Here is a 10,745-nt window from a genome sequence, read left to right on the forward strand (position 1 = left end):
CGGAACCGGTACAGCAGGAGGGCGCGCATGAAGAGGCCGACGATTGCGGACATCGCGCGCCAGGCGGGGGTCTCCAAGGTCGCGGTCTCCTACGCCCTCAACGATCAGCCGGGCGTCTCCGCGCAGACCCGGGCCCGTATCAAGGCGATCGCCGCGGAGGTCGGCTGGCGGCCCAGCAGCGCCGCCCGCGCGCTCAACGGCGCGCAGGCCCGGGCCGTGGGCCTGGCCGTGTGCCGGCCGGCCCGCACGCTGAGCGTCGAGCCCTTCTTCATGGAACTCATCGGCGGCATCGAGTCCGAACTCGCGCCGCGCTCCATCGCCCTCATGCTCCAGACCGTCACGAGCCATGACGACGAGATCGAGCTGTACCGCCGCTGGTGGGGCGAGGGCAGGGTGGACGGCGCCCTCCTGGTGGACCTGCACGACGACGACGTACGGGTGGCCGCGCTCGCCGCCATGGATCTGCCGGTGGTGGCCCTGGGCCCGCCGCAGGCGGCCGGGGATGTGCCCGCCGTCTGGTCCGACGACGGTGCGAGCGTCCACGAGACCGTCGCCTATCTCGCCGCTCTCGGACACCGCGCCATCGCCCGGGTGGCCGGGCTGCCGCAGCTCGCGCACACCACCGTGCGCGACGCCGCCTTCGAGGAGAGCTGCCGCGCGGCAGGGCTGCCCGCGCCGACGGTGGTGCACACCGACTACTCCGGCGAGGAGGGCGCCCGCGCGACCCGGCGGCTGCTCATCGCCCCGGAGCGCCCCACCGCGATCGTGTACGACAACGACATCATGGCCGTCGCGGGTCTGTCGGTCGCACAGGAGCTGAACCTGGAGGTCCCTCGCGACCTCTCCCTCGTGGCGTGGGACGACTCGCCCTTCACCCAGGCGGTGCGGCCCCAACTCACCGCCCTCACCCGGGACATCGGGGAGTACGGGGCTCTCGCAGCCCGTACGCTCCTCGCCGCGGTCGGCAAGGAGGACGTGCGGCACAGCCAGGTGCCGGCCGCCCGCCTGCTGCCCCGGGCGAGCACCAGTCCGCCGCGTACGGCCTGAGAGGCACCCGCCGCGTACGGGCTACGAGACAGCCGTATGGAGCGAGGCCGTGGAGCCGCGCGGTGTGAGCGAGGGCGTCATCACCGGGCGCGCACGCACCGGCCGGCCGGCGATGACGTCGAACAACTCGCGTGCCACCTCCGCACCGAAGCCGTGCACGTCATGGCTCATCGCCGAGAGCGTCGGGTGCGTCAGGCGGCACAGCTGGGAGTCGTCCCAGGCGAGCAGGGACAGTTCGTCCGGCACCGTGACCCCCATCTCGGCGGCGACGCCCAGTCCGGCGACGGCCATGATGTCGTTGTCGTAGACGATCGCGGTCGGCCGCTCGGGCCGCAGCAGCAGCGAGCGGGTCGCGCGTGCCCCTTCCTCGCCCGCGAAGCCCGTGGCCACCGGGGTGGTCGGGGGCAGGCCGAGCGCGCGCAGCGTGTCCTGGAAGGCCCGTTCGCGAATCGCGCTGTGCCCGAGTCCGGCGGGACCGCCGACACGGGCGATACGGCGGTGTCCGAGAGCGGCCAGATAGCGCACCGCCTCGGCCACCGCCGCCGCGTCGTCCGTCCAGATCGACGGGATCCCGCCGGTGAGGTCGGGATGCCCGACCGCCACCGCCGGGATGCCGAGCGAGGTGAGCGGTGCGATCCGTGGATCGTCCTCGTGGAAGTCGACCAGGATGGATCCGCCGACCTGGCGTTCGCGCCACCAGGTCTCCTGCAGCGCGATCTCCTCGTCCAGACTGCTGACGAGGCGCAGCAGGAGCGAGCAGGAGCGCTCGGCGAGGACGCTCTCGATCCCGGAGATGAAGTCCATGTAGAACGGTTCGAGCCCGAGCAGCCGCGCCGGCCGGCACAGGGCGAGCCCGATGGTGTCCGGCCGGCGCGTCGACAGGCTCCGGGCCGAGGAGTTGGGGGCCCAGCCCAGCTCCCGCGCGACGGTGAAGATGCGCTCCCTCGTGGCCTCGGACAGGCCGGGCTTGTGGTTGAACGCGATCGACACCGCGCCCTTGGACACCCCGGCGGCGGCCGCGACCTCCTTGATCGTGATGCGCTGGGCGGGTGCGCTCACGCCGGTTCCACACAGAACAGGGCCGCCCGGATCGCGTTCGCGCCCACGCCCGCCGCTCCCCGTACCCGGATACGCGTCCGTTCCCCGGGAAGCAGGGTGAGCAGACCGCGGTCGGCCGTCGCACGGGGAGCGAGGCGGTCGGCCTGCAGCAGCAGATCCCGTACGAGCGTCTGCGCGCTCACCACCACGTCCAGCGTGTCCGGGTCGCCGCCCACGGTCTCCACGGCGATGTCGAATCGCGGCGCCGGATAGTCGAACTCCTTGTCCCGTACGGGGAGATGAACGGCCCGCAGCTCCTCGGCGTCGGCCACCAGATACTCCTTCGCGGAGCCCGCGGCCGGCTGCACCTCCGCCGGTACGGGCAGCCGCAGCACCTCGCGCCCGGGCACGGTGAGCCCGAGGGAGATACGGGCGGATACGGTGCCGTCGGACCGCAGCAGACGCAGCGTGACATCGGTGTCCCACGGCTCGGCGCCCAGGTTGGACAGCACCAACTCGGGGCCGTCCACACCCGGTTGCAGGGTCAGGAGCCGGTCGGCGTAGACGCGGCGCAGCTCGTGGTGGAGCGGCTTGAGGCGTCCGTCGCCGTCGATCGCGGACCAGGAGCTGACGGGCCAGCAGTCGTTGATCTGCCAGACGACCGTGCCCGCACAGCGCGGCCAGTTCGCCCGCCAGTGCTCGATTCCGGCGGCGACCGCGCGGGCCTGGACGACCTGGGTGAGGTAGTGCCAGCGGTCGAAGTCCCCTTCGGGCAGCGCGAAATGGCGCTCGACGCCACGGTTCAGCTTGCCGTTGCCGTCCTCGGCCTTCTGGTGGTGCAGCATGCCGGGGGAGTCGGGTGCGAGGCGCTCGCCGGGCAGGGCGCGGCGCAGCGTGGCCAGCGCGGGCGGCGCCTGCCAGCCGAACTCGGCGACGAAACGCGGCACGTTCGCCAGGTACTCGCTGTAGTCCCGCCGGTTCCATGCCTCCCACGAGTGGTACGTGCCGTGGTCCGGGTCGTTGGGGTGGTGGTCCCAGGAGCCGGACCACGGGCTGCCCGCGCTGTACGCCCGCGTCGGGTCGAGCTCGGCGACCACGCGCGGAAGCAGCCCCAGGTAGTAGCCCTCGCCCCAGGAGTCGCCGGCGAGCGGCTCCTCCCACTCCCAGTCGCGAAAGCCCCACAGGTTCTCGTTGTTGCCGTTCCACAGCACGAGGCTGGCGTGCGGCATCAGGCGTACGACGTTCTCGCGCGCCTCCGCCTCGACCTCCCCGCGCAGCGGCTGCTCCTCGGGGTAGGCGGCGCAGGCGAAGAGGAAGTCCTGCCAGACCATCAGGCCCAGTTCGTCGCAGACGTCGTAGAAGGCCTCGTCCTCGTAGATGCCGCCGCCCCAGATCCGGACGAGGTCCACGTTGGCCGCGGCGGTCTGCTCCAGGCGGGTGCGGTAGCGCTCGGGGGTGATGCGGGAGGGCAGGACGTCGTCGGGGATCCAGTTCACGCCGCGTACGAAGATGCGCTCACCGTTGACGACGAAGGTGAATCCGGAGCCTTGTGCGTCGGCGCTCCGGTCGAGCTCCACGGTGCGGAAGCCCACGCGCCGCTGCCACACGTCCAGCGGCTCACCGGCCTCGGCATCGAGCAGCGTCAACGCCACGTCGTACAACGGTTGTTCACCGTGCCCGCGCGGCCACCACAGCCTTACGTCCGGTACGTCGAGCGCGACCGTGGCGTGGTCGCCGACGACCTCGGCGCGCGCGGTCACGCCCGCCACCGTGGCCTGCGCGAGGAGCGGCCGGTCCGCTCCGGCGGCGGTGCGTTCCACGTCGAGGAGCAGCTCCACGCGACCGCGCGTCCCGTCCACGGTCACCAGCGGACGCACTTGCGCGAGCCGGGCCGTCGACCAGCGCTCGAGACGGACCGGGCGCCATATGCCGGCCGTGACCACGGTCGGACCCCAGTCCCAGCCGAAGTTCGCCGCCATCTTGCGGATGTACTGGAACGGCTCGGGATAGACGTTGGGCCGGTCACCGGTCAACTGCCGTACGGACTCAGCCTCTTCGTACGCCGAGGCGAAGGTGACGTTCAACTCCCCGCTGCGGCCCGTGACATCGAACCGGTAGGAGCGGTGCATGTTGCGGGTGCGGCCCAGCTCCACGCCGTCCAGCGTGAGCGTGGCGGCGGTGTCCAGGCCCTCGAAGACCAGGTCGGTGCGCTCGTGCGCCGCCGTGTTCGCCTCCTCGCCGGTCAACTGCCGCCGGTAGGTCCAGGGTTGCCGCCCCACCCAGGCCACGTCGCGCTCGTTCGTGCCCAGGAAGGGGTCGGGGATGAGGTCCGCGGCGAGCAGATCCGTGTGGACGCAGCCGGGCACGCGGGCTTCGAGCCGCGCCCCTTCGTGGCTGAGCTGCCAGCCTTCCGTCAGCTGGACGACGTCCTTCATCAGCGGCTCCTTTTCGACAGGGGCAGACCCTGGTCGGTGGTGACGCCCGTCAACCTAACCTCCCGGTGATTAACCGGTCCAGTCCCCAGAAGCGATCACCACCGCACAGAACAGTGCAGTTGGGCGCCGTGAGGGCGTCATAAGAGGTGAGCCGCGCGGTAACGATTGGGTATCGCGCTGGAAATCGGAGCTTTACCGGTTCACACATCGCTGACATAGTGCCGTCAGCCGCTGGGGCCTGAGCCGCAGGCCGGATAAGGAGTTGGGCACATGAGGAGGAAGCCGCTGAGCGCGGTGCTGCTTGCCACCGCGCTGCTGACGGTCGCGGGGTGTGGTGGCGGGGGAGCCTCGTCCGGGGAAGCGGCCACCGCTCCCTCGGACCCCGGCAAGGTGTCGGGCACGATCACCGTGCTGACCAACCGCACCGATCTCGTGCAGGACGGCACGATGGGGAAGTACGCCGCCGAGTTCAAGAAGACCTATCCCAAGGTGACGGTGAAGTTCCAGGGCATCACCGACTACGAGGGCGAGGTGAAGATCCGGATGAACACCGAGAACTACGGCGACGTCCTGCTCATCCCCTCCGTGATCGCCAAGGGCGACTACCCGAAGTTCTTCGCCCCGCTGGGCGACACCGAGGACATGGCCGGGAAGTACCGCTTCACCGGCAAGACGGACGTCAAGGGCAAGACGTACGGCATAGCCAACTTCGGTACGGTCAACGGCCTCGTCTACAACAAGAAGGTGTGGGAGCAGGCCGGCATCACCGACTGGCCGACGACCCCGGACGAGTTCCTCACGGATCTGCGCGCCGTCAAGGAGAAGACCGGCGCGACGCCGTACTACACCAACTTCAAGGACGGCTGGCCGCTGAGCAGCCCCTGGACCAACAGCGTCGGCTCGGTCAGCTGTGACACCAAGGCCTCCGACGCACTGGCGTCCGCGGACAAGCCGTGGGCCGACGGCAGCGACCTCAACGTCGTCGACACCCTGCTCCACGACATCGTGCACAACAAGCTGTCCGAGAAGGACCCGACCACCACCAACTGGGAGACCTCCAAGACGGACCTGGCCAAGGGGAAGATCAGCAGCATGCTGCTCGGCTCCTGGGCCGTGAACCAGATGCGGGACGCCGCCGAGAAGGCCGGCGGGAACCCGGACGACATCGGCTTCATGCCCTTCCCGGCGCAGAAGGACGGGAAGTACTGCGCCACCCTGCTCTCCGACTACCAACTCGCCGTGAACACGCACTCGGAGCACAAGGAAGCCGCGCGGGCGTGGATCGACTGGTTCACCGAGAAGTCGGGCTTCGCCGCCAAGGAGGGCGGGGTGTCGGCCCTGAAGGCCATGGATCTTCCGGACGTCCTGAAGCCGTACCAGGACAACGATGTCAGCTTGATCGAGCGCTCCGAGGCGAAGACCGAGCAGGTCAACGCCATCGACAACGCCTCCGAGATCGGCCTCGCGAAGCAGGACTACCGCCAGAAGCTGATCGATATCGCCCGCGGTGCTCAGGAGGGGTCCTTGCAGGACTACCTCGACGAGCTCGACCTCCGCTGGGCCGAAGCGGCCGCGACCGTCGGCAACTGACCCGGACGCGAGCAAGGGGCCCCGTACCGCCCGCGGGGCGGGGCCCCGCGCCCGCACCACGCTCGACGCGGATCACGAAAGGCCGTCCGAGATGACCGACACCACGTCGGAGATGACCGACACCACGTCCAAGTCGCCACCCGCGCCCACCCGTTCGGCGTCCCCGGCCGTCGCGCGCGGGGTACGGCGCGGCACGTCGCCCACCCGTTCCTGGCGGGATCACCCGCTGCGGCGGATCACACCGTGGCTGTTCCTGCTTGCGCCGCTGGCCCTGCTGATCACGTTCACGTATGTCCCCGTGGGCAACATGATCTATTACAGCTTCACGGACTGGGACGGCGTGAGTCCCGACCGGAACTTCACCGGCATGGACAACTACACCCAGCTGTTCACCCGGCCCGAGCTGTTCAGGGTGTTCTTCGTGAGCTTCTACTATCTGGCGGCCTCGGCCGTGCAGATCGTGATCGCGCTCTACTTCGCGACCGTGCTCAGCTTCGATCTGCGCTTCCGCAACCTCTTCAAGGGGATCCTCTTCTTCCCCTACTTGATCAACGGCGTCGCCATCGGGTTCGTCTTCCTCTACTTCTTCCAGGACGGCGGCACCCTCGACTCGATCCTGTCGTGGTTCGGCGCCGACGGCGACAAGGCCTGGCTCGGCGACCCGGAGTCCGCCAACACCTCGCTCGCGGGCGTGTCCGTATGGCGCTTCACCGGTCTCAACTTCGTGCTCTTCCTGGGCGCGATCCAGTCGATCCCCGGTGAGTTGTACGAGGCGGCGCAGCTGGACGGCGCGAGCCGCTGGCAGCAGTTCCGGCACATCATCGCGCCGAGCATCAGGCCCGTGCTGAGCCTCAGCGTCATCCTGGCGATCTCCGGCTCGCTGGCCGTCTTCGAGATCCCGTACATCATGACCGGCGGCGCCACCGGCACCCAGACCTTCGTGATCCAGACGGTGAAGCTCGCGTTCCAGTTCAACAAGACCGGCCTGGCCTCGGCCTGCGCCGTGGTGCTGCTCCTGATCATCCTGGCGGTCACCTGGCTCCAGCGGCGGATCGTGCCCGACGAGAAAGTGGACCTCGTATGACCACGCTGACCCCTGAGGGGCGTACCCGCTCCGCGCTGCGCCAGCCACGACCCGGCCGCACCGCCGTCCGCCGGCCGCGAGCCGGCACGGCCCTGACGTATCTCTCGCTGGTCGTCGCATCGCTCGTGGTCCTCGTGCCGCTGGCCGTCGTCTTCCTCACCTCGCTGAAGACCTCCCGCGAGGTGGCCGACGGCGGTGCGCTGAGCCTGCCGGGCGACTGGTTCAACTTCGCCAACTACGCGACCGCGTTCAACGACGGCAAGATGCTCACGGCGTTCGGGAACACGGCGTTCATCCTGCTGTTCTCGATCACCGGCACGGTTCTGATCGGCTCGATGACGGCGTACGCGATCGACCGTTTCGAGTTCCGGCTCAAGAAGACGGTCATGGCCCTGTTCCTGATCGCCACGCTGGTGCCGGGCGTGACCACGCAGGTGGCGACCTTCCAAGTGGTCAACAGCTTCGGCCTGGTGGACACGCGCTGGGCGCCGATCCTGCTCTACATGGGCACGGACATCGTGTCGATCTACATCTTCCTGCAGTTCATCCGGGGGATCCCGACCTCGCTCGACGAGGCGGCCCGGCTCGACGGCGCGAACACCTTCACCATCTACCGGAAGATCATCTTTCCGCTGCTCAAGCCGGCGATCGCCACCGTCGTCATCGTCAAGGGCATCACGACGTACAACGACTTCTACATCCCGTTCCTCTATATGCCCTCCGAGGACAAGGGCACGATCTCCACAGCCCTGTTCCGCTTCAAGGGCCCGTTCGGCGCGCACTGGGAGAACATCTCGGCCGGCGCCATCCTGGTGATCGTCCCGACCCTGCTCGTCTTCCTCTTCCTGCAGCGCTACATCTACAACGGGTTCGCGCAGGGGGCCACCAAGTAGCGGGCAGGCAGGGGGTGTTGAGCTGTCGGGGAGTGGGCGGTGGGCTGACGAGCTGAGTACGGGTACTCATGTGGACGGTGGCCGGCGAGCCGCATCGTACGGGCATGAGATCAACACGCTTCCCGAAGAAGTCCCTGGCCGCGGCCGCGCTCGGCGGCATCCTCCTGACCGGCCTCGGCGCGGCACACGCCACCGCCGCTCCGGCCCCCCTGACCCGTACGGCCGTCGCGACCGACCCTGCGGAGACCCGGTTCCTCGAACTGGCGGACCTCATCGCGCAGAGCTGCTCCCTCGCCTTCCCCACCGGCACGGCCGGCGTGGCGACGACCGCAACGGTCGACCCGGTGCCGCTGACCTCCGAGGAGCAGTGCGCCGCGCAGCGCCACCAGGCCCGGATCGGCCGGGCGTTCTCGGGGACCGGCATCCCTTCGTACGAGGCGCTGCGCGACAAGCTGACGAGCCTGCGGTATCCGGCCGCACGGATCCACCGCATGCCGGACTTCTCGGGTGAGCCGGTGGTGCGGATCGACCTGCGCGTGGGCGCCGAGCACCTGGCCGTGGAGGTCACCGACATCGGCAACGGTGTGATGGTCGAGGCCTTCGGTGCTCCGGACGGTGTGAGCGTCACCCAGGTGCGGCTCGAACGGCCGGTGGACCGGCCCACGTCCTGAGGGTGGTGAGCCGGGCAGCCCCGCGGCTGCCCGGCGCTCAGTCCCTCTGTGCCTCAGTCCCTCAGTGCCTCAGTGCTCGCAGAGGGAGAACTCCCGCTCGTACACCTGCTCGTTGTGCTCGTCGACGAAGAACTTCCGTTCCTGCATGAGCTGTTCGCGGTAGCTCTTCGCCTGCTCCAGCGTCATGCTCGAGGTGTCGGACCACGGCTGCTGCGGGGGCACGTCGGAGGTCGAGACGAGGGTCTCCGACGGGTCGACCAGGAAGAACGCCAGAATCTTGCGATGCCCCGGCCGGGTCGGGTCCGCGAGCCGGAACGAGCCGACCCGGTGCTGCAGGATGTTCGGGAACGCCAGGCAGCGGCCGGCCGGTGTCGCCGCCGAACCGAGCACCTGGTTCAGGGCGCCCTCGTTCTCCAGGCCGTAGACCTCGCGTATGCCGTTGTCGTCGTTCTGTTCGTAGTCCGGGTCGTCGACCGCCGTACGGAAGCTCAGCCGGCTCTCCGTGATGTTCTCGCTGTCCCAGTAGCAGATGCCGGTGGAGACGATCCGCTCGTTGAGCATCCCCTCGACATGCCACGAACCCCCGTTGTACTCGGGCCTTTCCGGGGTGAGGTGGATCGTGGCGAGTTTGACGATGACCTGGAGCCGGCGGCCGCGCAGGGAGACCGGGACGAAGTCCTCCGGCAGCTCGGGGGCGGTGAACTCCGGGGCGTCCGGGAGGACCGGCCGACGGTTTTCCCACCAGTCGTCCTGGGCCGCTTCGTGGGCCTGTACGGCTTCTTCGTACGCCGCGTCGTCGCTGAAGTCGTCCTGGTCCGGGTACTCCGGCTCCGAGTCGTACCACCCGTAGGGATCGGCCTCGATCCGCAGTGGCAGCGGGTAGGAAAGATCGGTGAGCACGTTCTCGAAGAGCGGGAGCATCCGCGCGAACAAGTCGGGCAGGACGGCGGCCAGTTCGCGATGCCGTTCGGGATGGACGTTGTTGACGTACGAGAGGAAGGCGGCCTTGCCGTCGTCACCGATCTCGACGTCCGTGGGCAGCCACTGGAACCGCTCCGAGAACTCGTGCTTCGAGTAGCGGTCCGTCGGATTCCGCCAGGCCCGCTCAGGGGCGCCGCTCACCTCGCGCACCAGACAGAACAGGGAGGGGTGCACCAGATCGAGCACCTGGCCCTGCGACCCGGGATGCCAGTCGAGCTCGTCCTCGGGGACCTCTTCAAGAACCCGGACCGCCTCGCGCAACCGGGACCCGAGCTCGTCGTCGATCAGGCTGTCCGACTGCCACACCCCGTCGACGGCGGACATCTCGACGCCGGTCTGCCCGTCGCGCAGCCCGGCGTAGTACTCCAACTCGTCGAGCACATACCGCACTTGGGCCTCGGTGAGCCCCTGAGCGACCGCTTCCCGAGTCCACTTGGCGACGATGCCCGGATCGTTCATCTTGTCGAACCACCCCGGCTTCGCCCGCAGCTGCGCGCTGCACTGCATCATCTCAAGCTCCCGCAGCGTCCGGGGAGTTGAGGTCGATCGGAAACGCGATGCTTGAAATGGCAACGGAAAAGCAGACAGGCCAGTCACTTCTCTAGATCCTCCGTATCGGCGTGCGGTGCCCGGAAGAATATGCGAGAGCACTGACACGACCACCGCACGGAGTCCCGCACGGCGGCCGTCGACAGGGCTGGGCACCCGCGACGAAGGTCCGGCGTCCGCGGCGTCCAGTCACGCATTCCTCAGTGCCCTGTCCAGACCTGGCACGAGTTGCTGGTCATGACACGGGACGGCCGCCGCCCTGCCTTGGTGACCAAGGTGAGGCGGCGGCCGATGGGGATGAAACAGGAAGGTCAGACGGTTCCCGTCAGCACTCGATGACGTTGACCGCGAGCCCGCCCCGTGCCGTCTCCTTGTACTTGACCTTCTTGTGGTCAAACGCGCTGATCTTTAGGTTGGCCAGCGCCTTTGCCTTATCCCAGTAGGGGGCGGAGGCCTT

General features: G+C 68.9%; 8 protein-coding genes. 5 read left to right on the top strand and 3 right to left on the bottom strand.

All coding sequences use genetic code 11. The features are described 5' to 3' along the window. The first annotated feature begins 27 nt into the window (after positions 1-27). The gene (locus ABT367_RS04305; RefSeq protein ID WP_352249417.1) at positions 28-1,047 is read left to right on the top strand and encodes a LacI family DNA-binding transcriptional regulator; all 1,020 of its coding nucleotides are present in this window, start codon (positions 28-30) and stop codon (positions 1,045-1,047) included. A gap of 21 nt (positions 1,048-1,068) precedes the next feature. Here ABT367_RS04305 and ABT367_RS04310 read toward each other — a convergent pair whose 3' ends face one another. Both ABT367_RS04310 and ABT367_RS04315 read right to left on the bottom strand, forming a co-directional pair. Further along, the gene (locus ABT367_RS04310) at positions 1,069-2,106 is read right to left on the bottom strand and encodes a LacI family DNA-binding transcriptional regulator (protein ID WP_352249419.1); all 1,038 of its coding nucleotides are present in this window, start codon (positions 2,104-2,106) and stop codon (positions 1,069-1,071) included. Beyond that, a complete protein-coding gene (locus tag ABT367_RS04315) occupies positions 2,103-4,520 on the bottom strand; it encodes a glycoside hydrolase family 2 protein (RefSeq protein WP_352249422.1) in 2,418 nt (805 codons plus the stop codon). The genes ABT367_RS04310 and ABT367_RS04315 overlap by 4 nt, the downstream gene beginning before the upstream one ends. Positions 4,521-4,790: 270 nt before the next feature. Here ABT367_RS04315 and ABT367_RS04320 point away from each other — a divergent pair, with 270 nt between their 5' ends. From ABT367_RS04320 to ABT367_RS04335, 4 genes are all read left to right on the top strand, one after another. Next, entirely contained in the window at positions 4,791-6,110 is a 1,320-nt protein-coding gene (locus tag ABT367_RS04320; protein ID WP_352249424.1) for an ABC transporter substrate-binding protein, read from the top strand. Between the two features lie 112 nt (positions 6,111-6,222). Beyond that, positions 6,223-7,194 carry a carbohydrate ABC transporter permease gene (locus ABT367_RS04325; RefSeq protein ID WP_352249448.1) on the top strand — a complete coding sequence of 324 codons (972 nt, stop codon included), beginning with the start codon at positions 6,223-6,225 and terminating at the stop codon, positions 7,192-7,194. After that, positions 7,191-8,087, top strand: a complete 897-nt coding sequence (locus tag ABT367_RS04330; protein ID WP_352249426.1) for a carbohydrate ABC transporter permease — start codon at positions 7,191-7,193, stop codon at positions 8,085-8,087. The genes ABT367_RS04325 and ABT367_RS04330 overlap by 4 nt, the downstream gene beginning before the upstream one ends. 104 nt (positions 8,088-8,191) lie before the next feature. Further along, positions 8,192-8,758, top strand: a complete 567-nt coding sequence (locus ABT367_RS04335; RefSeq protein WP_352249427.1) for a hypothetical protein — start codon at positions 8,192-8,194, stop codon at positions 8,756-8,758. A gap of 69 nt (positions 8,759-8,827) precedes the next feature. Here ABT367_RS04335 and ABT367_RS04340 read toward each other — a convergent pair whose 3' ends face one another. Continuing rightward, on the bottom strand, positions 8,828-10,336 hold the full coding sequence (locus ABT367_RS04340; RefSeq protein WP_352249429.1) for a DUF4246 domain-containing protein: 1,509 nt from the start codon (positions 10,334-10,336) through the stop codon (positions 8,828-8,830). Between the last annotated feature and the right edge of the window lie 409 nt (positions 10,337-10,745).

The organism is Streptomyces mesophilus, assembly GCF_040300965.1.
Taxonomy (GTDB): Bacteria; Actinomycetota; Actinomycetes; order Streptomycetales; family Streptomycetaceae; genus Streptomyces; species Streptomyces mesophilus_A.